Here is a 21,231-nt window from a genome sequence, read left to right on the forward strand (position 1 = left end):
TCGATTGAGAAAAGTAACCGTGGCTGCCACACAGATGGCTTGTTCTGGTGCAGTGGAAGAGAATATCGCCAATGCCGAGAAGCTTGTCCGCCAAGCTGCTGCAAAAGGCGCGAATGTCATTTTGCTGCAGGAGTTGTTCGAGACACCTTACTTCTGCCAGAAGGAAAAGCCTGCTTATTATGCGTATGCAACAGAGCTGGACCAGAACAAAGCGGTGCAGCATTTCAAACAGGTGGCAAAAGAGCTTGGTGTGGTACTCCCGATCAGCTTTTATGAGAAAAAGAATAATGCAAACTATAATACAGTCGCTATGATCGATGCAGACGGATCTGTACTTGGCATCTACCGGAAAACACATATTCCCGATGGACCAGGCTATGAGGAGAAATATTATTTTTCACCTGGGGATACTGGTTTCAAGGTATGGGATACGAGATTCGGAAAAATCGGTGTCGGTATTTGCTGGGATCAGTGGTTCCCGGAAGCTGCTCGCAGCATGGCGCTCCAGGGAGCGGAAATCCTGCTATATCCAACAGCGATCGGCTCAGAGCCGGAGGATGCAAGCATCGATTCGAAGGATCATTGGCAAATGTGCATGCGCGGTCATGCAGCAGCCAATTTGGTGCCTGTCTTGGCATCGAATCGGATCGGAGTAGAGTCGGATGATGATTCGTCCATCACATTCTATGGTTCTTCCTTCATTGCTGGACCGCAGGGGAATTTGCTTAAGGAAGCAGGACGTACAGAAGAAGAAATCCTAATGGAAACATTCGATCTGGATGAACTCGCGATGCAGCGAGTGGAATGGGGTCTGTTCCGTGACCGCCGTCCGTCGATGTACCGCAATCTCCTGAGCTCCGATGGCTCGACAATCATATAAAACAAAAGCTGCCGGCTAGTCCTGGCAGCTTTTTTTAATGGCGCATCATGACAGCAACGCCTGCTATACATAAACCAGTCCCGATCTGTCTCGCAGCTACATCCAGATCAAGTAACCGCGCCAATTTCGGCAAGTCCTGCAAAATGATGATAGATAAGAAGATGATTTTATCCCCTTGTATGTAATACCCATACCGCAGCTGAAATCAAATAAAAACGACCCTTGTCAGGGTCGTTTCATCAGTCCTTGAGCAGATCATTTGCCTCGAGGAAGTCCTTGGCTACACGTTCTACACTCTTTTGCTCAATATCCACTTGGTAGTTCAATTCACGCAAGGTATCCTCTGTCAGGGCCTTCTGGAGCGGATCCAGCAATTCCGTCAGCTCCGGATATTCATCAAGCGTTTCTTGGTTGATGGTAGCAGCATAATTGTAGGAAGGGAAAAACTTCTGATCATCTGCCAATATTTTCAGATCCATTGATTTAATCTGCGGATCCGTTACAAATGCTTGGGTGACGTCGATTTCATCGTTTTCCAATGCTGTGTAATAAAGACCTATTTCCATTTCGCGGATATTGGAAGGAGGCACATCGAATCCATAATATTCTTCTAATCCAGGCATCCCATCTCTCCGATTCCTGAATTCCGTCTCCATGCCGAATCGGAGATCCTCAGGATTTTCTTTCGCATAAGCTGCCAAGTCACTTAAAGTTTCAATGCCTAATTCATCGGCTTCTTCCTGCTCCATGACGAGTGCATAAGTGTTGTTGGCATCGGTCAAGTTTGTCCAAGCCACGCCGTTCTTCTTATCCAATTCCTTAACCTTTTGCATCGCCTCGTCTTTATCCGCTATCGGCTCTTGATCCAAATAGGTGACAAGTGCTGTACCAACATACTCCCATGTCATATCCACCTGTCGAGTCTCGATTGCTTGACGCATGGCAGAGGAGCCTAGATTTTGAATTTCTTCGACATTATAACCGTTATCCTCCAATATGAAGGCTGTCATTTTGGCTATCACGAGCTGCTCAGTAAACGTTTTCGCTCCGACGGTAATGGTTTTCCCGCCAGGGCCGCATGAACTTAGCACGACTAATAAAGCCGTCAATAAGGCGAATAGGGTCAATCTTTTTTTCATCGATTCAGGTATCCTTTCTTTACGGATTTTGTGCTTTTCTGGCAAGCCGGAGTCCTTTTGGCACCAAGGCGAACTGCAGCCACTTGAATAGATAATCAATCACGATGGCAAGCAGTGTGACGGGAACGGCTCCGGACATCAAAAATGCATTATCGAAAAGGCGGATACCTGTGAAAATCCATACACCCAGGCCTCCTGCACCGACTAGGTAAGCAAGTGCAGCGGTTCCGATATTGATGACCAATGCGGTCCGAACCCCCGCTATGATCGAGGTGAGTGCATTTGGAAGCTCGATTTTCCAAAGAATCTGTGTATTCGTTAGTCCCATCCCTTTGGCTGCATCTTTCATATTGTCATCGACAGAGTCGATGCCGGCAATCGTGTTTTGCAAGATTGGCAGCAGGGAGTAGAGGAATAAGGCAACGATGGCTGCGCTGATTCCGATACCCAGAAACCCCATGGCAAGTGCAAGCACAGCCAGGCTCGGAATCGTCTGACCAAGATTCGCAATGCCGACAATCAGCCATTCCGATTTGCGGAATCTAGGACGTGTGACAAAGATACCCAGTGGTACAGCGAGCAGCACTGCAGCAGCTCCTGAAAGGAGTACGATCGTGATATGCTCACCAAGCAAGCGCAGGAAAGTATCCGGCTGTTCCGCAATCTTACGGAACATATCATTGGCGAATGCCCAAACAAAGAAGGCGATGAGGAGCGCCCAAAAGATAAGCTTGATGATCAAAGCGATGGTTTTATTTGTCCGTTCCATGATCAAAGCCCCCTCAGACGCTCTCCTTGATCTCACGGTGCAGGAACTGCTCGATCAAGTCCAAAGTGATACTGCCTTTACGCGTACCATTGTCGTTTTCCACGATTAATTGATCCGCTTCCTGGTTTAAGATTTTCGAGATGGCCACACGCAGGGAAAGATTCTCGTTGATATTCTGAGAATCAGGAGACTCCAGCACAGGCTTTAATGTCAAGGCATCAGCCAAGTCTTTCACTGTATACAGGCTCATGCTTTTCAGCACGCGGTCCTGACCGACGAACTCTGCGACAAAGCTGTTGGAAGGTTTGTTCAGCATCCTTGCTGGTTCGGCGTACTGCATCATCTTCCCGCCTTTGAGCAAGGCGATTTTATCTGCCATCTTGACGGCTTCATCAATGTCATGACTGACAAAAAGGATCGTCTTCTTGAGCTCTTTTTGAATTTGCAGGAATTCCTCCTGAAGGTGTGTGCGGATGATCGGATCCAGGGCTCCGAACGGTTCATCCATGAGCATGACCGGCGGGTCGGCAGCCAAGGCGCGGGCTACGCCTACGCGCTGCTGCTGACCTCCGGAAAGCTCATGCGGATATCGTTTCCGGTATTCATCCGGCTTCAAGCCGACGAGCTCCATCAACATGTTGAAGCGATCGCGCATTTTCTTTCTGTCCCAGCCCAGCAGGTTGGGCACAATCATGGCATTGTCTTCGATATTCATGTTGGGGAATAGTCCATTGGATTGAATGACATACCCGATATTACGACGCATTTCTATCTTATTGGAATGCCGTACGCTTTTGCCATTGAGCATGATGTCGCCATCCGTGATGCTCTCCAGCTGGTTCACCATGCGAAGCAAGGTCGTCTTTCCGCAGCCGGAAGGACCCAGCATGATAACCAGTTCACCATCTTCGACTGTAAAATTCATATTTTCAATAGCCTTTACATTGCCGTTATATACCTTTGTTACATCGTTGAAATGAATCATAATGTCACCCTTATTATTTTTTTACACCCTTAGGCGTAAATAGATTTTCGATCAGACGCAGGAACAAATCGGCAATCAATGCCAAAATCGCAACCGAGATGGCACCTGCCAATATCATTGTATTATTGGTGCGAAGTATCCCTTGGTAAATGATACCTCCAAGACCCCCTGCACCAATCAGCGTAGCAATGGCACCGACACCGATATTCAGGACAGTGGCAGTGCGGACTCCGGCCATGATCAATGGCAGGGCGTTTGGAAGCTCCACTTTGTAAAGACGCTGGAAAGTAGTCAGGCCGATACCGTTGGCGGCATCCCGTATATTGGGATCTACATTGCTGATTGCTGTGTAAGTATTCCGGATGATCGGTAGCTGTGAATAGAGAACAAGTGCAATGATAGCCGGTAAAGTACCGATTCCTTCGTTGATGAGTGAAAGAATTGGAATCATGATTCCAAATAATGCGAGGCTTGGAATAGTCATCATGATGGAAGCAATTTGAAGAATGGTTGAGGCTGCGTATCTATTGACGGAGCAATAGATACCTAATGGGACGCCAATCACAATGGCAATGATGATTGCTGAACCGACAAGCTTGATATGGTCCCATGTATATCCGAGTATGAATGTAAAATTAGTTGTAAAATAATCGATTAAATCTGTAATGGGAGGGCACCTCCTGAATTTGTCATGCAAAAAGCTCTTGTCAGGCTTTTGCTACCTATTGTTATACCCAGATAAACCAACATCCTAACATGAAAGTATAGCCATTACAAAGGCTGGTTCAACTTATAATACGGAGCATTGAAGAGGAAATAAGAGGAATACAGCCTTAGGGATGGCTGAGGGTATTAAATAAAGGAATTTCCTGTTCGACAGAAGGCGGGGACTTGGCTTAATGAAATTTAAAATAACTGAAAATTAAATAATATTACTAAAAATATATTTACTTCTCCCCAAAAAGGGTGGTAGTATATCTAAATACTAATATGTACTCATTAAAAATGTACTAGCACATAAGGAGTCACGCCCTTATGTGAAAAGAGAGAATGCAAAGCTGAGTAGTCAGAATTGAATGACTATTCAGGAGAGGGAGCGGGAAGAATGAAGGAATATTTTATCGAGCGAATGTACAAAGCATCACAAGGAATGGCAAATGCAGTCCTCGTGACCCTCGGTATTGGTTTATTGATGGAAACCTTTGGTGAGTTTCTGAACTGGCCGACATTGATTGCTGTCGGTACAGTCGCGAAAGCATTGCTGGCACCAGCTTTAGGAGCGGGAATCGCTGTTCAGCTGGGCGGCAATACACTGGTCGTCTTCAGTGCGATGATCAGTGCGACAATCGGCGGTGCTGCAATGACTGTCGGCGATGACGGCTTGCTGACATCGATGGTGTCCGGTCAGCCGATCAGTGCTGTCCTTGCGGCGGTGGTCGCTACCTTTGTAGGAAAGAGGGTAGCAGGGAAGACACCACTTGATATGATGGCCATCCCATTTGCGGCGGTATTTGTGGGGGGTATTGCAGGGGCGGGTCTTGCAGCTGTGACAACACCGTTACTGACATGGATGAGCGGACAGATTGCCAACTCTGTTTCTGGTTCACCATTGCTTGCATCCATCGTCATTTCGTTGGTATGGAGCATTCTGTTGATGACACCAGCATCATCGGCGGCATTGGCGATCGCCTTGCAGCTGGATCCGGTATCCAGTGCTGCAGCATTGATTGGCTGTACTGCCCAATTCGTCGGATTCACTTTCATGAGTATCCGTCAGAATGATCTCGGTGGTTTCCTGGCACAGTTTGTCATTACACCGAAAGTACAATTCCCTAACTTGATCAAGAATCCAGCACTTGTCATCCCGCCATTCGTCGCTGCTGTCGTATGTGCTCCGATTGCGACAGTGCTGCTAGGTTTTACGACATCCTATGAACTGGCAGGTTTGGGCTTAAATTCATTCATTGCGCCGCTTAATATTCTGGCAAGCCAAGGCGTGGAAGCTTTCTTGATTTACTTGGCAACAGGTGTCATCCTGCCGCTGATCATCTCGCTTGGACTTTATCATGTCATCAAATCAATCGGATGGGCCAAGGCCGGCGACCTGCGCATGGAAATCCAATAATCAGGGCCGCAGCTGTGAAGCTGCGGTTTTATCATGCAGTTTTACATAATATTGATATACTGAAGGGAGATAAAATAAGAAAGAAGGATATCCTTCATGAATCATCTGAATCGTGTACTCGCACGATATATGCCTTTCCTGACTCCGCTCAGCGTAGTGGCAGGCATCCTTCTCGCTGATATCCTGCATCACGGGGAATCACTGGTTCCTTGGATTTTTGCTGGCATGACCTTTGCCGGAAGCTTATCAGCCGATTTCGGCAGCCTGCTGCATGCAGTTAAAAAACCAGGACCGATGCTGCTAGCTTTTGCCGTTCTTCATTTCATCATGCCTTTGCTGGCTTTTGGCCTTGGACATCTTTTCTTCCCGGGGGATGTGTACACCATTACAGGCTTTGTGCTGCTCACAGCCATACCCACTGGTATCACCGCATTCGTTTGGGTTGCAATGCAGGAAGGGGATATCGGTATCACTTTATCGACCATCTTGATCGGGACCTTGATTTCCCCTATGCTGGTGCCGATGATTCTGCATGTCCTTGTTGGCGGTGATGTACAGCTTGAGGTACTGCCGATGATGGAGGATCTGCTGTGGATGATTGTCGTTCCTTCGCTAGCAGGCATGCTTGTCAATCAATTTTGCAGCAAGCAGCTCACAAGCACGTTAAGTACAAATCTTGCTCCATTCTCAAAGATAGGCCTGATAGCGGTGGTATCCATTAATGCGTCCGTAGTGGCTCCTCAACTAAAAGAGATGGATTTGACTGTCATGGGAATTGTGCTGCTCGTTTTTTGTTTGTCCTTTGGCGGCTATCTGCTTAGCTGGTTTCTCGGAAAGTCATTTGGGTATGGGAGGCAGGAGATAGTCAGTGTCACCTTCATCGGGGGGATGCGGAATATCAGTGCAGGTGTGGTGCTGGCTGTAAGCTTCTTCCCGGCTCCTGTCGCCATACCGGTAGTGATCGGAATGCTGTTCCAGCAGGTTTTGGCTGCCGTATTCTCCAGCCTTTTGAAGAAATATGAACCACAGCAAGCTGCTGCTTGAACGAAGACCGTCTGTGCGGTCTTCTTTTTTGTGTTTACTTTTCAATCATTTAGGCAATGCCTCTAACATGACATGGAAAGGAGGATGCTTATGTGGGAAGCGTTGCTTTGGGGCGCCATTGCAGGTTCAGCTAGTTTGATTGGAGCTGTCTTGCTAATGCTCATCCCGGTAAAAAAGCGGATCATCGGCTTTATCATGGCCCTTGGTACAGGGGCATTGATTGGTTCCACCTCTTATGAATTACTGGAGGAAGCATATGAAATCAGCGGAGGCTTGCAAGAAGAGGCAATAGGTTTTCTTGGAGGAGCAATCATCTTCACTATATTGGATATAGTCATTTCGCGAAGAGGCGGGAAAAATCGCAAGCGGACACGTTTGCATGAGACGCATAATAAAGAGGATAAGGGTTCGGGATTGGCGATCTTTGCGGGAACCGTGATGGATGCCATTCCGGAATCAGCCATGATCGGTCTAAGTTTGGCAAGTGGAGGGGGTGCCAGTACAGCATTGATTGTTTCGATTTTCATCAGTAACTTTCCAGAAGGTCTTTCCAGCACTTCCGGTATGCAAAGCAGCGGTTATTCAAGAAACCGAATCCTTTTGATGTGGTTGGCCGTAATGATGATATCAGCACTCAGTGCACTTGTCGGAGCAGTGCTGCTGCAGGATACCAGCTCCAGTACAAGAGCAATCCTCAATTCGTTTGCAGGAGGAGCGATCATTGCAATGGTTGCTTCCACGATGGCGCCCGAGGCATATGAAGAGGGAGGCCCGGCTGTGGGTATCGTGACAGCAGTGGGAATGTTTGTCGCCTTCTCTCTTGCGCATGTTTAGGGAGTGTTCAAGAAGGGGAAATAAGAACCAAAGAATGGAGGCGTTTCAATATGAAAAACCTTGTTCGGAAAGCGATTAAGTATGGACCGGTCGTCTATCCAATCGTCAAAAAGATAATCAATAAAAGGAAAGCCAAGCGCTCAGGCAGGGCTTCATATTAAAAAACGTGAGAGCATCTGCTCTCACGTTTTCTTTTATCTGCTCCTGCTGCCTTTCTCGAGTGCGGTATCCACTTCAGCTGCAGCTTTGTCCAGAGCGGTTTTCGGGTCTTCACCTTGATAAAGGCTTTCCATGCCGGTTACAATTTGCTGGCGTGCCTCAGGGAAAATGGAGATCAAAGCGCCTTGCGTAGCTGTGCTCGGAATCGTGTCATGAAGCTGATCCACTGTAACTTTCAATTGCGGATACTTCTCCCATTCCTGCTTGACGATATCTTCCTCGTAAGCTGCTGGATTGATAGCAAAGTAGCCTGATTCCACATGCCATTTTGCCTGTACTTCCGGTGTGGATAGGTACTTCATGAAGTCCCAGGCGGCTTGCTGCTGATTTTCATCGATATCCTTTGCCATCCAGAGGGAAGCACCGCCGATGATGACGCCTTGCGGATTGACATCGTCAGGGTGAGGCAGGTATGCAACGCCCACTTCGAAATCAGCGTTATCGACAAGCCCTTTGATACCTGCCGAGGAATCCAGCATCATCGCCATTGTGCCGGCCTGGAAGGATGCGCGCATATCATCCCAGTTCTGACCGCTATTGTAATACGTGCCTGCTTCGTACATATCACTGATCAATTCAAAAACTTTCTGCCCTTTTTCATCATTGAAAGCAGCCTTCGTTGCTTCACCTTCGCGTCCATTTTCGTTATTGACATACATACCGCCTTGCGTTGCAAGCAATTCCTCGAAGAACCATCCATAGTTCAGAATGGATAGACCATACTGCGTTGTCTTATCGCCTTCTTTGATTGTCAGCTTTTCGGCAGCTTCCTTCAATTCGCTGTACGTGCGAGGAGCTTTCTCCGGGTCCAGGCCTGCTTCCTTGAATGCATCCTTGTTGTAGACAAGGACCGGGGTGGAGGAGTTGAAAGGCATGGAATACTGCTCGCCGCCGACTTGATAATAGGAGGAGATATTTTCTTCCCATTGGGATGTGTCGTAGTTTTCTTCATCGATGAACTTTTGGACGGGCTGGATATTCCCGCTGTCGATCATCTGTTTCGTACCAGCTTCGAAAATCTGTGTGACCGCCGGGGCATCTGCGGTTCCAGCCACGGTTTTCAGCTTTGTCAGTGACTCCTCATAAGAGCCTTGATAGACCGGTTTAACCGTATATTTGTCCTGTGAGCTGTTGTATTCATCCACGATTTCATTGATGCTGGTTTCCAATTCCCCGCCCATGGCATGCCAGAAGATGATTTCTGTCTTGCCATCCTCCGTTGTGCTGCTTGCAGAATCGGTTCCGGAACAAGCGCTGAGAAATAGTACGAATAAAACAGATAACCCTGCTAATAGTCTTTTCATCATACAACCTCTTTCGTTTTTATTTGATTGCACCTTGCGTCAGACCTTTTTGCAGTTTTTTCTGTCCAGCGAACAACAGCAGCAGGGTAGGAAGGATCACGATGACAACGCCGGCCATCACGATTCCCCAATCAGAGGCTATTTCCTGTGTTTGCAGCTGCTTAAGGCCGATTTGGACAGTTCTAGACGATTCAGTATTGGTGACCAGGAGCGGCCAAAGATACATATTCCAGTTAGTGAGAAAGCTGTAGATGCCCAAAGTGATCAAGCTGGATCTGCTGACCGGCAGGATGACATTCCAGAAGAAGCGGAATCTTGAAATACCGGCAACCTGGGAAGCTTCATACAGTTCCTGGGGGATGGTCTTGAAATGCTGGCGCAATAGGAAGGTTCCGAATGCCAAGGCAAAGAAAGGAACCGTCAAACCTATATAGCTGTTTGTCCACCCAAGATTTTGCACGGTCATGAAATTTGGTACCATTGTCGCTTCCCACGGGATCATCATCGTGGAGATGAACAGGAAGAATAGAAAGTCCCTGCCTTTGAATTTCATGAAAACAAAGGCGAATGCTGCCAGGCTGCTTACCAAGAGCTGCCCGAACATGACGATGGCCGATGTGACGAAGCTGTTGATCAGATATGTCAGCAGCGGCACTTTTTCGAATACTTCCAAGTAGTTATCCAGGGACAGGCTGCTTGGGAGCAGCCTGCCGTCCAGTACTTCTCCGCCTTCCATGAAGGAAATGCTGAAGGCGTAGAATATCGGAAACATCATCACGGCGGCACAGATGACAAGGACGGTATACAGGCTGATGCGTTTTGCGATGATCATTGATAATGCACCTTCCTTTCACCCAGCTTGAACTGCAGGACTGTAAGCAGCAGGACACAGAAGAACAAAATGACTGCCTGGGCACTCGCTGCCCCGACATCATTATTGATGAATGCGTCCTTGTAGATGGAATAGACGACGACATTCGTCGATTCCACCGGACCGCCTTTTGTAAGGATATCGATTTGTCCGAATGTCTGGAATGCATTGATGAGTGATACGGTCACGATGAAAAACAGTGTAGGTGATAACATCGGCAGTGTAATGCGGCGGAGCTGATAAAAATAGCTTACGCCGGCTACTTTCGCATTCTCATAAAGATGTGGGTCGATATTCTGCAATCCGCCAAGTATGATCAGATAGGCAAAACCAGTATTCATCCAGATCGTCGATAGGGAAACTGCCAGCAGAGCATAATCGGGATCCTGGAGCCATTGGATTGCAGGAAGGCCCAGCCATTCGGCAATTCTGCTGAATACACCGATCGAGGGATTGTACATGAACATCCATATGACGCTGGATGCTGCAACGCTCATTCCCATTGTCGAGGAGAAAAGGGTCCGGAAGAAGCCGATTCCCTTCATCTTTTCATTCGTCAGCAATGCCAGGAACAGCGCCAGCAGAATTCCGGCGGGGACGGTGTACAGGACGAAAAGGATCGTTGCTTTGACGCTGCTGCGGAAACTGTCAGAGCCAAGGATATACTGATAATTCCCAAGGCCGGCGAATTCGAATGGGCCCATCTGGTCAGCCAGGAAGAAGCTCAGATAGATGGTTCGGAACATGGGGTAGAAAACGAATACCCCGAACAGGATGATGGAAGGAAGCAGGTAAAGCCAGCCTTCCAGGAAGGCGAAAGGGTTCCGTTTGGGACGTTCCTCATGAGAAGGAACTGGCTGCAGGTCCCGCGCGGCGTTCATCTGAGCACCTCCCGAGCAGCTTGCTTCGGCTGTCCGTCATTCGCTGCCCAAAGGAGCCGGCCGCTGTCCTTTGAAAAAAGATGAATTGCGTCCAAGTCAAAGCGGATAGGAATCCTGTCTCCGACAGAGAACTGCCATTGTCCGTTCCATCTGGCGATCCATTGTTCATCGGCATCATCAAGCGTGAATGCTATGAGGGTTTCTGTGCCGAGTATTTCGGTGTTGACGACCTCCGCTACGGCGTCTGCTTGTTCCGGAGCGGAAAACAGGATGTGCTCGGGCCTTATTCCGATTTGGACATTTTTCCCTGAGGTACTTGTATTTCCTTTCATCGGATTCGGCAAGATGCATTGCGGGGACAGCGTGATCCTGCTTGGTGACACATTTGCTTCCATGACATTCATGGCAGGTGATCCGATGAAGGTCGCGACGAAGGTATTGGCAGGATGATTGTAAATATCGAGCGGTTTGCCGATTTGCATCGGTACGCCTTCATGCAGGATCATCATCCGGTCTGCCATCGTCATTGCCTCGGTCTGGTCATGTGTGACATAAATCATCGTGATTCCCAGTTTCCGCTGTATCTGTCTGATTTCCGAGCGCATCCTGGTACGCAGTTTTGCATCCAGATTGGATAGGGGCTCGTCCATCAGGCAAAGAGGGGCTTGGGTCACGATGGCCCTGGCCAAAGCGACCCGCTGTCTTTGACCGCCGGATAATTCCCGCGGTTTGCGTTTCAGGTAATCTGTCAAGCCAAGCATATCAGCAGCTTCCAGACAGCGGCGCCTTTGTTCCTCGCGTGAAATCTTCTTTGTATGTAAGCCGAAAGTGATATTCTGTTCCACATTCAAGTGGGGGTAGAGGGCATAATTCTGGAAAACCATGGACAAATCCCGCTTATTCGGTGGGGCCTCATTCATCCGCTTGCCATTCACGAATAAGTCCCCGCCTGTAATCTGCTCCAGACCGGCAATCATGCGCAGTATGGTGCTCTTCCCGCAGCCAGAGGGACCGACAAGGACGAAGAACTCTCCTTGCTGCAGCTGCAAATCCACTTGATTGATTACATTTTTCTTTCCGTCGTATGACTTCTTCAATCCCGCCAGCTCAACATGTGTCATAATCTGCTCCTTTCTGAAAATTCATCTATACTATAACGAGTGAAAATTGAGCTATTGTGAAGTGGAAATAAAAAAGCGTTTACACGGAGGCAGGAAATGAGCTTTGTTTTTACAAAGCTCATACATTCGGGCAATGAAAAAAGGACTTGCAGGTCATATGACCTGCAAGTCCCTTCATGTTCTGTTACTTTTTGCGCATTCCGCGTAAAATGAGGCTCAACACGAAAACAAAGATGATGGCGCCAATCAAGGCCGGGATGATGGCCATACCCGCCAAGTCAGGGCCGAAATCGCCGAAAATCAGTCCGCCCAACCAGGCTCCGATGATACCGGCGATGATATTTCCGATGATGCCTCCCGGAACATCACGTCCAAGGATCAATCCGGCAAGCCAGCCGATGATACCGCCGACGATGAGATATAAGATGAAACTCATGATAACTACCTCCAGAATTATTGTTGTATTGTGCTGTACTACTAGCATTCCCTAAGTATGCAATCTGCAAACGTGGCTTGTGGCGCCTTTGTATGTTTACATGTTCTTAAGATAAGCTGCATCATTCTAAACAGCAGCTCAACATCCCCTTAATAAAAAGCCTTTATATTGAAAGTACAAGAAAATAAGGAAAGATCACTGTCCAAAGTTCGAAGATTACGATCTTACGAAGATTACAATCCAGATAACCCCAGGGAGATGATCCGAATGACAAATCAGTTTAGTCCATCGTACGAGTCCGTAACCACTAAATCCCTCGATAGTCAGTCCGTTCACCGAAGTATCATGCCTGTTATCGCACATCGCGGTGCTTCTGGATTCGCGCCCGAGAATACAATTGCTGCTTTCGATTTGGCTCTGGAGATGAACGCTGACTTTATTGAGCTGGATGTACAAATGACAAAGGATGGCCAGCTTGTCGTCATTCATGATACATCCATCAATCGTACAGCAGCCAATGCACCGTCAGAGACTGTATTTGTTAAGGACCTTACCTTTGCTTCCTTGCAGAATTATGATGTGGGCGCAGGATATGATTCTGTATATGAAGGGCAGCGTATCCCGCTGCTGGAGGATGTGATCAGACGGTATAAGGGGAAGACAAAGTTCCTCATTGAACTGAAGTCCCCTGAACTCTATGACGGAATAGAGGAAGCTTGCGCAGAATTGCTGGAGCGATATGAATTGGCCAATGTCTTGCATGAAGAGGTAATCCTGCAGTCATTCAATTTTGGATCGGTTGCTTATCTTTCCCAGCTGCTGCCATATGTGCCGCTTGGCGTGCTGACGTCAAGAAGTGCCGATCTTACCAATCGCAAACTTGATAAGCTTGCTGCTTATACAGATTATGTGAATACACATTTCACCAATGTGACGCTGGACGATACATTGGTTAGTAGGATCCATTCACGCGGAATGCGTATCATGCCATGGACGGTCCGGGCACCGGGGGAAGTCCAGCCGCTGATCCGAGCAGGTGTCGATGGTATCATCACAGATTATCCGAATTATGTGAAATGAGAAAAGGAGACCTATTTTGAACTGCCTCCCCAAAAGTTTTGGTAACTTCTGGGGGGCACACCATTTTACGGGTCTCCTTTTGCATGTATCATCTATTCTGAACGAGTCGAAGCAATTCGAATGCTTTATCCCCAGCGAGTGCTGCGAGATCTTCCCAGCACTCATCGCGCTTCAGGTCGAGTTCCACAATCTGTTTGGCTAAATCAAGGGCTTCCTGATCATATGCCACGTGCAAGACGCTCCTTTCCGGTATCTCTTTTTGCTGTTACGTTCAGTATACGTATATCCAAATTGCCATGCATCAAACATGTAAGCGATGCTGACGAACTTTTTTTGTTGTTTGTTAGGTTTCCTTACATAATACTAGGATGAATGGAAAGTTGCGGTATAATGTTAAGTAACAGCACATGGTGATGAGGTGAACAGATGAGTAATGAGCCTTCTTATAAGAACAGGAAAGTGATCACAATCGGCATTGTGAGCGAGCTGACTGGTCTGACTGAACGCAAGATTCGTTATTACGAGGAACGCAAGCTCATTTTTCCGGAACGTTCAGCGAAGGGAAATCGCAAGTACTCTTTTTCGGATGTAGAGCAATTGATCGAAATCGCCAACAAAAGGGAAGAGGGTGTGCAAACCTTCGAAATTCGTCAGCAGATGCTGAGAGACAAGAGGAAGGAAGCGGAACGGGAAAGCCGCCAGCAAATGCTGCGTGGTCAAATCAATGCCCGCTTTGGCATACAAAGAGAATAGCTGTGTGTACGTATGTGTTGGGAGGCCTTGTACACAGGAGAGCCGGATGTCTGACATCCGGCTCTTGTTCATCTTTTCCGGCTATGGATGAATTTTTTATGCGCTCCTTGACGCTGATGCATATTTAGGATGAACCGACCATTCGCGCAGGAATTCAGGGGTGATTCTTTTGCCTTTTCGCTCTTCCGCAAATATATCAAATTTATGATAATAGTAGTCATATCGGAGAGCGGATTTCAGGATGGACATGAAAAAGAAGCGGGATCCTGTCGCTCTTTGGGAATTGATCAATCGCTCGTTTGATGCCGTACATGAATCGTTGCGGAACCATACAGCCAAACAAATCCCATTATCTTTTCGGATGACGGGACTACCAGGGAAACGGGATAATTTTTCTATTATTTTTGAAATTATATTGACAACGTTTGGATTGGGAGGTAAAGTAACAAACAGATCAACAACAAAAGTATAATGAAATTCTTATCAAGAGTGGCGGAGGAACAGGTCCTATGAAGCCCGGCAACCAGATCAGTGATCAGGTGCTAATTCCTGCAGACGGCGAAAAGCCGTACTGAGAGATAAGAGAATTAGTGCATATGTATACCATGCGCCTCTCTTAATCCGGAGAGGCGCTTTTTTATTGTAGTTGATAACAGCGAAGGAAAAAGGGGAGAGCAACATGAAAAAAATCTTAAGTTTTGGACTTATCGGATTATTGGCGTTATTTTTAGCAGCGTGCGGCAATGATAAATCTGCTGCGCTGGCAAATGATAAAATTTTGGTGGGTGTCAGCGGGGGACCGCATGAGCAAGTCATGGAAAAAGTAAAAGAATTGGCAGCGGATGAAGGAATCGATGTCGAAATCAAGACATTCAATGATTACAATACACCAAACAGTGCGCTGGATGATGGCAGTCTGGATGCGAACAGCTATCAGACACTTCCTTTCCTGGAAGATCAAGTGAAGAATCAAGGATATGAATTAGAGGAAGTATTCAAGACCTTGACTTTCCCGATGGGGATTTATACAGATAAGATTTCGGATATTTCCGAGTTGAAAGAGGGAGACAAAATCGCTGTACCGAATGACCCTGCCAACGAATATCGTGCGTTGAAACTCTTTGAGTCGGCAGGCGTATTGAAAGTGGATCCGGAGGCGGAAAACTCCGCAACGGCTAAAGATGTCGTAGAAAATCCGCTGAATCTGGAAATCGTCGAATTGGATGCTTCCCAGCTTCCGGCTCAGCTTCCGGAAGTGGCGGCAGCGGCAATAAATACAAACTTTGCAATGGGAGCTGATTTGAATATCAATGATGATGCTATCTTTGCAGAGGAATCGGAAAACAATCCATGGTCCAATTACTTTGTTGTAAGATCAGCGAACAAGGACGATGAAATTGTGAAGAAGATTCAAGAAATCTACCAGTCCGATGAAGTAAAACAGTTTGTGGAAGATGAATTCCAGGGATCTGTCGTTCCAAGCTGGTAAGGGGGAAGCAATATGATTGAATTGAAGAATGTATCGAAAACCTTTACCACCGGCAAGAAAAAAGTGGAGGCGTTGAAAGACGTCTCCTTGAAAATCAATAAAGGTGAAATCTATGGCATAATCGGATTCAGCGGAGCAGGGAAAAGCACCCTGATCCGCTGTGCCAATTTATTGGAACGTCCGACTCAAGGGGAAGTATTCGTCGACGGCGTGGAACTCACGACGCTTAAGAAGGCTCAGCTTCGTAAGGCAAGAGGGAAAATCGGTATGATATTCCAGCATTTCAATCTGCTGACGACGGCTACGGTATACGAGAACGTTGCCAGACCTTTGAAGCTGAGTAAAGTGCCGAAGGATGAAATCAAAGGGCGCGTTGATAAATATTTGAAGATAGTGGGCCTTGAGGAAAAGAAGAATGTCTATCCAGCTCAATTATCCGGCGGTCAGAAGCAGCGGGTGGCTATTGCAAGAGCACTTGCGCAAGAGCCGGAAGTGCTGCTGAGTGACGAAGCGACGAGTGCTTTGGATCCGAATACAACGTCTTCCATCCTTGAATTATTGCTCCGCGTGAATAAGGAGCTTGGCATCACCATCTTCTTGATCACACATGAGCTGGATGTCATCCAGCGCATATGTGACCGTGTCGGTGTCATGCATCAAGGAGAGCTGGTGGAAGAAGGATCCGTCATCGATGTCTTCACCAAGCCGAAGCATCCGCAGACCCGGAAATTTGTCTTTGATGAAGCGAACTTCGAAATTCCTGATAGTGTGAAGGAAGGGCTGTCTGCAACAGGGCGTCTCGTTTCACTGACGTTCATCGGGGAAGCTTCGAATGAGCCGTTCCTTGCGGCCATCACAAAGAAATTCGATGTCGTTCCGAGTATACTGGCAGGAGGAATCGATCAGCTGAAAGCGAGCTCCGTCGGCAAATTGCTTATTCACTTGCAGGGAGATAAAACGGAAGTGGAGAAGGCGATTGCGTATTTGGAAGCACAGCATGTAACGGTTGAGGAGGTGGCGTCATGATCGCCGAGTTCTGGACGGAATGGGGTACGGACATCACGGAGGCGTTTTGGCAGACATTGCTGATGACAGGTATTTCATTGGCTATTTCCATCGTGATCGGACTTCCATTGGGTATTTTGCTGGTCATGACAAGAAAAGGCGGACAAGCTGAGAACCGCGTATTTTATTCGATTGTGAACACGGTCATCAACATTATCCGATCCATCCCTTTCATCATCCTTTTGTTCCTGCTCCTGCCTTTGACGAGAGCGGTGGTTGGGACAACGATCGGAGTCCAGGGCGTAATCCTGCCGCTCGTTGTTTATACAGCACCTTATATTGCGCGCTTGATGGAATCGGCATTACTGGAGGTCAATAAAGGTGTCATCGAGGCGTATGAATCCATGGGCATTTCCACAAGCAAGATAATTTGGAGTGTCATCATAAGGGAAGCACGTTCCACGATGATTTTGGGATTGACCATTGCAACAATCGGTTTAATCGGGGCTACGGCAATGGCTGGCCTGGTAGGTGCCGGCGGCCTTGGGGATTTGGCCTATCAATATGGCCACCTGCGTTTTGAGCCTGAAGTCATGTATGTAGTCATCATCATCCTGATCATACTTGTACAAGCAATGCAGACGCTGGGAAATGTCTTGGCAAGACGGTTGCGAAAAGATTAAAAAAACACGCTTGGTTATCTCCAAGCGTGTTTTTGCTGTATCAGAAGAAGATGTTCAAGATGAAATACATCAGTCCGCCCAGGCAAGCTGTGATCGGCAGCGTGATGAACCATGTGATGACCATCCGTTTCGCTGTTCCCCAGTTTACACCTTTGCGGCGATGTGCTGCACCAACCCCCATGATGGAGGAGGAGATGACATGCGTCGTACTTACCGGCAGATGAATATAAGTGGCGCCGAAAATGATGAACGCACCAGTCAAATCGGCAGCAACACCATTCACTGGACGGATTTTCATGATTTTTCCGCCAACTGTTTTGATGATTTTCCAACCACCTACGGAAGTACCAAGCCCCATTGCAGTCGCACAGGCTGCTTGTACCCATAATGGGATATCTGTCGAAGAATGCAGGTCGGCTGTGATCAATGCCATCGTGATGATCCCCATTGCTTTTTGGGCATCGTTTGTCCCATGGGTGAATGATTGCAATGCTGCAGTCAGGATTTGCACACGACGGAAATTCTTATTCGTCTTCGGCAAGTTCTTTTCCCTGAAAATCAGCTTGATGATGTTATAAAGAATGAAACCTACAACAAAAGCCAGGATCGGGGAAAGGATCAATGCTTCCAGGATATTCAGGAACCCTTCCAAATTCAAGATGGCAAAGCCGCTCGACGCGATGACAGCACCTGCCAGGGAACCGATGATCGCATGGGAAGAACTACTCGGGATACCGTAGTACCAGGTAATCAGATTCCAGGCAATCCCGGCGATCAGTGCAGCAAGGATGACGACAGAGCCATTGACGATTTCGTTCGGATTGGCAATATCACTTGTGATTGTTTTCGCCACGCCGGTAAAAGTCATGGCACCGACGAAATTCATGACCGCAGCCAAAATGATGGCATGCCTTGGTTTCAAAGCCTTTGTCGAAACGGAAGTGGCGATGGCGTTGGCTGTATCATGGAATCCGTTGATGAAGTCGAATGCAAGGGCAAAGATGACGGTTAGAATGGTCAGTACTAATAATACATCCATTGTTTATGCCTCACGAATTCTTCATGATGATTGTTTCAAGATTATTCGCAACAGATTGACAGCTGTCGGCGATTTCTTCCAGGATATAGTACAATTCCTTGTACTGAATCACTTTGATAGGATCCTTTTCCTTCTGGAAGAGCTGTTTCAAGGATTTACGGAAAATCGTATCGCAATTCTGCTCGTGCGCCTTGATTTTGATTGCGTGTTCTTGGATCTCTTTCAGCTTGTTATGGGATAGCAGATCGACGGTGATCAAGATTTCCTTGGCACAGGAACGAATTTCATCTGTAAATTGATCGATGAAGCTGTCGGAAGAATAGATGCCGTAAGTATCCATCATACCTGAGAATTCTTCCATCCCATCCAGGACATCATCCAAGCTGTTCGTAAGCTGAAGGATGTCTTCCCGTTCGATTGGTGTTATGAAGGCATGGTTCAGTTCTTTGATGATTGTATGTACATGCTTATCACCTTTTACTTCGAATTCCTTTAATTTATTGGAGAACTCAGATAATGTAGACTCATCTTTTACTTTATAAGTAACAAAATACTCTGCAGTCTCATCAATATTCTTTGCTATATCAGCTAAAAGCAAAGAGAATTTGTCTTGTTTCTTCTTGAACATTACAAAACCTCCGAATGGTGTTTGAATAAGGTCGTTCCTGGGAACATATAATGATAATTTTTTGTAAACTTCCCTCTAGAGATTGTAAACTTTTTATTAATATTTATCAACGATTTCACGTGATTTTTGTCGGATGAGGTACACTTTGTCACTATTTGTTATAGTTGTATAGAAGGGGTGAAATTATGCAAATCTCCGTTACAAAGCCTGCATCGAATTGGTTCGTTCAGGAAATGGATCTTGAACCAGGCAGCGCGGTGCGTTTTTATGTCCGCTATGGCGGTTTCGGTGGCATTAAAGAAGGGTTCTCACTCGGCATTACAGCTGAAATGCCAAATGATCCGATTGCGAGTGAAGAAGTGCAAGGGATTACGTACTTTGTCGAACGTTCGGATGCGTGGTATTTCGAAGGGGTGGACTTGAATGTCAAGTATTCACGCAAATGGGATGATATCCAATATGAATATCCTCCGCATAATTGAAAAATGAGCAAGGACCGCATTAGCGGTCCTTGCTCATTTTTGTTCCCGGATAGGCAGTAATGGAGCAATGGTATCTTTGATGCCGACCATACCGAGTAAGGAAAGCAGAATTCGCTGCGGTCCATAAAAAGCATCGGTGGGATCAAAGAATTCCTCGAGCGTATGATGTCCGCCGCTTGTACCGCCTCCGCCGAGTGTCAGGGCGGGGATGCCAAGACTGATCGGCACATTTGCATCGGTACTCAATGGCTCTTCCCGTTCGACCTCGATGCCCAGGGCATCGGCAGCCTGCAGGGCGATCTGACGAATCGGAGCATCCTTTGGCTGGCTGCCTGCAGGTCTGTCCCCGACAAGTTCTATCGTCACCGAGATACTGCCAGGCTGCTGCCATGCTTCGCCCTCTGCCTGGGCAGCCTCTTCGATATGTGCCAATGCAATTTCCTCCAATTCAGCCAGAGCCTCGCTTGATACAGAGCGTAAATCAAGCTGGAAGCCGGCATGCTGGGCGATGGTATTGATGGATGTGCCGCCATGGATTGTTCCGACATTGTATGTCGTCTTTGGATCCTCGGGAACAGTCATATCCGCCAATGCAGCGATAGCTCTCCCGGCTGCATGGATGGCGCTCGACGTGCCGAAGTCCCCAAAGCTATGACCGCCCTTCCCTTTAAAGGTGACATTATAACGCTTGCTTCCGACACCGCAATAAATCAAGTCGCCAGGAGCACCCGGCTCCACGGAGATGAAGCCATCCACATTTGTGTTTTCGCGGAAAAATGCCTTCATCCCGCGTAAATCCCCTAAACCTTCTTCCCCGACATCCGCCAGGAAGATGATGTCGCCTTCTGTTTCGATCTTATTTTCTTCCAAGCTGCGCAGCAATGTCAGCAATACAGCCAAACCGCGGCCGTCATCTCCGATCCCCGGGGCATGCACAATGCCATCCTCGATAGTTGCCTTCACCTTCGTTCCGGCAGGGAAGACGGTATCCAGATGGGCTGCAATGACAACTGTAGGTCCGCTGCCGCTGCCCTTTCGTATACCATATACATTTCCTTCGGCATCTGTATTCAAATTTTCCAAGCCGTATGCAGCCATTTTCTCTTTAAAAAAGGCGGCGCGTGTGTCCTCATGGAATGGAGGGGCCTCCACTTCGGTCACCTCTATTTGATCCTTGGTTGTCTGTTCATTATCCTGTTTGAGAAAATAAAGTGCATCACGGACTTGCTGAAGTTCTATCAGCCACTCGAATTCCTTGGCAAAAGTGTCGCTGGTCGCTGTCATATGTCTCCCCGCTTTCCTTTGGTATATCTGTACTGTAACATAAAATCACAATTTACTGATAATTTAAAATGCGGGAATAGTCGAAAAGGAAGGATTAGTTCTATTTTTATATTTACAAGACATAGGATGTTATGTAAAATAAATGAACCAGAATGAATATTTATAGATTTTATTGCAAGT

Annotated in this window: 23 protein-coding genes and 1 riboswitch; of the genes, 10 read left to right on the top strand and 13 right to left on the bottom strand. The window is 47.2% G+C overall.

Features of this window, described 5'->3' with window-relative positions:
* Positions 1-4: 4 nt before the first annotated feature.
* The gene (gene aguB, locus MHI54_RS10995) at positions 5-880 is read left to right on the top strand and encodes an N-carbamoylputrescine amidase (protein ID WP_095214358.1); all 876 of its coding nucleotides are present in this window, start codon (positions 5-7) and stop codon (positions 878-880) included.
* Positions 881-1,119: 239 nt separating this feature from the next.
* Here the strand turns inward: aguB and MHI54_RS11000 are convergent, their stop codons facing one another.
* From MHI54_RS11000 to MHI54_RS11015, 4 genes are read right to left on the bottom strand one after another with little or no spacing between them, the layout of a single operon-like run.
* The gene (locus MHI54_RS11000; RefSeq protein ID WP_340081473.1) at positions 1,120-2,019 is read right to left on the bottom strand and encodes a glycine betaine ABC transporter substrate-binding protein; all 900 of its coding nucleotides are present in this window, start codon (positions 2,017-2,019) and stop codon (positions 1,120-1,122) included.
* A 19-nt stretch (positions 2,020-2,038) separates the two neighbouring features.
* On the bottom strand, positions 2,039-2,788 hold the full coding sequence (locus MHI54_RS11005) for an ABC transporter permease (protein WP_340081474.1): 750 nt from the start codon (positions 2,786-2,788) through the stop codon (positions 2,039-2,041).
* Positions 2,789-2,801: 13 nt separating this feature from the next.
* Positions 2,802-3,773 (bottom strand): ABC transporter ATP-binding protein, encoded by a 972-nt coding sequence (locus MHI54_RS11010; RefSeq protein WP_095214356.1) that lies wholly within the window; start codon positions 3,771-3,773, stop codon positions 2,802-2,804.
* A 13-nt stretch (positions 3,774-3,786) separates the two neighbouring features.
* The gene (locus tag MHI54_RS11015; protein ID WP_233134752.1) at positions 3,787-4,470 is read right to left on the bottom strand and encodes an ABC transporter permease; all 684 of its coding nucleotides are present in this window, start codon (positions 4,468-4,470) and stop codon (positions 3,787-3,789) included.
* A gap of 408 nt (positions 4,471-4,878) precedes the next feature.
* On the opposite strand from MHI54_RS11015, the gene MHI54_RS11020 reads away from it, so the two are divergent.
* The 3 genes from MHI54_RS11020 to MHI54_RS11030 all read left to right on the top strand — a co-directional run bounded on the left by MHI54_RS11020 (position 4,879) and on the right by MHI54_RS11030 (position 7,776).
* Entirely contained in the window at positions 4,879-5,898 is a 1,020-nt protein-coding gene (locus MHI54_RS11020) for a PTS sugar transporter subunit IIC (protein ID WP_095214355.1), read from the top strand.
* A 96-nt stretch (positions 5,899-5,994) separates the two neighbouring features.
* On the top strand, positions 5,995-6,942 hold the full coding sequence (locus MHI54_RS11025) for a bile acid:sodium symporter family protein (RefSeq protein WP_233134751.1): 948 nt from the start codon (positions 5,995-5,997) through the stop codon (positions 6,940-6,942).
* Positions 6,943-7,032: 90 nt separating this feature from the next.
* On the top strand, positions 7,033-7,776 hold the full coding sequence (locus tag MHI54_RS11030; RefSeq protein WP_340081475.1) for a ZIP family metal transporter: 744 nt from the start codon (positions 7,033-7,035) through the stop codon (positions 7,774-7,776).
* 194 nt (positions 7,777-7,970) lie between these two features.
* Here MHI54_RS11030 and MHI54_RS11035 read toward each other — a convergent pair whose 3' ends face one another.
* The 5 genes from MHI54_RS11035 to MHI54_RS11055 all read right to left on the bottom strand — a co-directional run bounded on the left by MHI54_RS11035 (position 7,971) and on the right by MHI54_RS11055 (position 12,608).
* On the bottom strand, positions 7,971-9,299 hold the full coding sequence (locus MHI54_RS11035; protein ID WP_095214353.1) for an ABC transporter substrate-binding protein: 1,329 nt from the start codon (positions 9,297-9,299) through the stop codon (positions 7,971-7,973).
* Positions 9,300-9,318: 19 nt separating this feature from the next.
* Entirely contained in the window at positions 9,319-10,131 is an 813-nt protein-coding gene (locus tag MHI54_RS11040; RefSeq protein WP_095214352.1) for a carbohydrate ABC transporter permease, read from the bottom strand.
* Entirely contained in the window at positions 10,128-11,051 is a 924-nt protein-coding gene (locus MHI54_RS11045; protein ID WP_095214351.1) for a sugar ABC transporter permease, read from the bottom strand. The genes MHI54_RS11040 and MHI54_RS11045 overlap by 4 nt, the downstream gene beginning before the upstream one ends.
* Complete coding sequence (locus MHI54_RS11050; RefSeq protein ID WP_095214350.1) at positions 11,048-12,172, bottom strand: ABC transporter ATP-binding protein; 1,125 nt, start codon at positions 12,170-12,172, stop codon at positions 11,048-11,050. The genes MHI54_RS11045 and MHI54_RS11050 overlap by 4 nt, the downstream gene beginning before the upstream one ends.
* Before the next feature lie 184 nt (positions 12,173-12,356).
* Complete coding sequence (locus MHI54_RS11055) at positions 12,357-12,608, bottom strand: GlsB/YeaQ/YmgE family stress response membrane protein (RefSeq protein WP_095214349.1); 252 nt, start codon at positions 12,606-12,608, stop codon at positions 12,357-12,359.
* Positions 12,609-12,875: 267 nt separating this feature from the next.
* Here MHI54_RS11055 and MHI54_RS11060 point away from each other — a divergent pair, with 267 nt between their 5' ends.
* A complete protein-coding gene (locus MHI54_RS11060; protein ID WP_158221447.1) occupies positions 12,876-13,688 on the top strand; it encodes a glycerophosphodiester phosphodiesterase family protein in 813 nt (270 codons plus the stop codon).
* An 88-nt stretch (positions 13,689-13,776) separates the two neighbouring features.
* On the opposite strand, the gene MHI54_RS11065 is transcribed toward MHI54_RS11060, so the two are convergent.
* Positions 13,777-13,917, bottom strand: coding sequence for a hypothetical protein (locus MHI54_RS11065; RefSeq protein ID WP_198946012.1), 141 nt, complete (start codon positions 13,915-13,917; stop codon positions 13,777-13,779).
* Between the two features lie 197 nt (positions 13,918-14,114).
* Between MHI54_RS11065 and MHI54_RS11070 the strand changes: the two genes are divergently transcribed.
* The 4 genes from MHI54_RS11070 (at position 14,115) to MHI54_RS11085 (ending at position 17,618) form a co-directional block, all read left to right on the top strand.
* A complete protein-coding gene (locus MHI54_RS11070) occupies positions 14,115-14,441 on the top strand; it encodes a MerR family transcriptional regulator (protein ID WP_038563668.1) in 327 nt (108 codons plus the stop codon).
* A 477-nt stretch (positions 14,442-14,918) separates the two neighbouring features.
* Positions 14,919-15,026: riboswitch (SAM riboswitch) on the top strand.
* Between the two features lie 94 nt (positions 15,027-15,120).
* A complete protein-coding gene (locus tag MHI54_RS11075; protein ID WP_095214346.1) occupies positions 15,121-15,930 on the top strand; it encodes a MetQ/NlpA family ABC transporter substrate-binding protein in 810 nt (269 codons plus the stop codon).
* 12 nt (positions 15,931-15,942) lie between these two features.
* Positions 15,943-16,956 carry a methionine ABC transporter ATP-binding protein gene (locus tag MHI54_RS11080; protein WP_095214345.1) on the top strand — a complete coding sequence of 338 codons (1,014 nt, stop codon included), beginning with the start codon at positions 15,943-15,945 and terminating at the stop codon, positions 16,954-16,956.
* Positions 16,953-17,618 carry a methionine ABC transporter permease gene (locus MHI54_RS11085; protein WP_233134750.1) on the top strand — a complete coding sequence of 222 codons (666 nt, stop codon included), beginning with the start codon at positions 16,953-16,955 and terminating at the stop codon, positions 17,616-17,618. Before MHI54_RS11080 ends, MHI54_RS11085 begins: the two co-directional genes overlap by 4 nt.
* A gap of 40 nt (positions 17,619-17,658) precedes the next feature.
* Here MHI54_RS11085 and MHI54_RS11090 read toward each other — a convergent pair whose 3' ends face one another.
* Together MHI54_RS11090 and MHI54_RS11095 are read right to left on the bottom strand one after the other, a co-directional pair.
* On the bottom strand, positions 17,659-18,657 hold the full coding sequence (locus tag MHI54_RS11090) for an inorganic phosphate transporter (protein WP_095214344.1): 999 nt from the start codon (positions 18,655-18,657) through the stop codon (positions 17,659-17,661).
* Positions 18,658-18,667: 10 nt separating this feature from the next.
* Positions 18,668-19,285: a DUF47 domain-containing protein gene (locus tag MHI54_RS11095; protein WP_095214343.1), complete on the bottom strand. Its 618-nt coding sequence runs from the start codon at positions 19,283-19,285 to the stop codon at positions 18,668-18,670.
* Between the two features lie 185 nt (positions 19,286-19,470).
* Between MHI54_RS11095 and MHI54_RS11100 the strand changes: the two genes are divergently transcribed.
* Positions 19,471-19,767, top strand: coding sequence for a HesB/YadR/YfhF family protein (locus MHI54_RS11100; protein ID WP_095214342.1), 297 nt, complete (start codon positions 19,471-19,473; stop codon positions 19,765-19,767).
* A gap of 33 nt (positions 19,768-19,800) precedes the next feature.
* On the opposite strand, the gene MHI54_RS11105 is transcribed toward MHI54_RS11100, so the two are convergent.
* Positions 19,801-21,051: a M20/M25/M40 family metallo-hydrolase gene (locus tag MHI54_RS11105; RefSeq protein ID WP_340081476.1), complete on the bottom strand. Its 1,251-nt coding sequence runs from the start codon at positions 21,049-21,051 to the stop codon at positions 19,801-19,803.
* Positions 21,052-21,231 lie beyond the last annotated feature (180 nt).

The organism is Terribacillus sp. FSL K6-0262 (assembly GCF_037977385.1).
Lineage (GTDB): Bacteria > Bacillota > Bacilli > Bacillales > Amphibacillaceae > Terribacillus.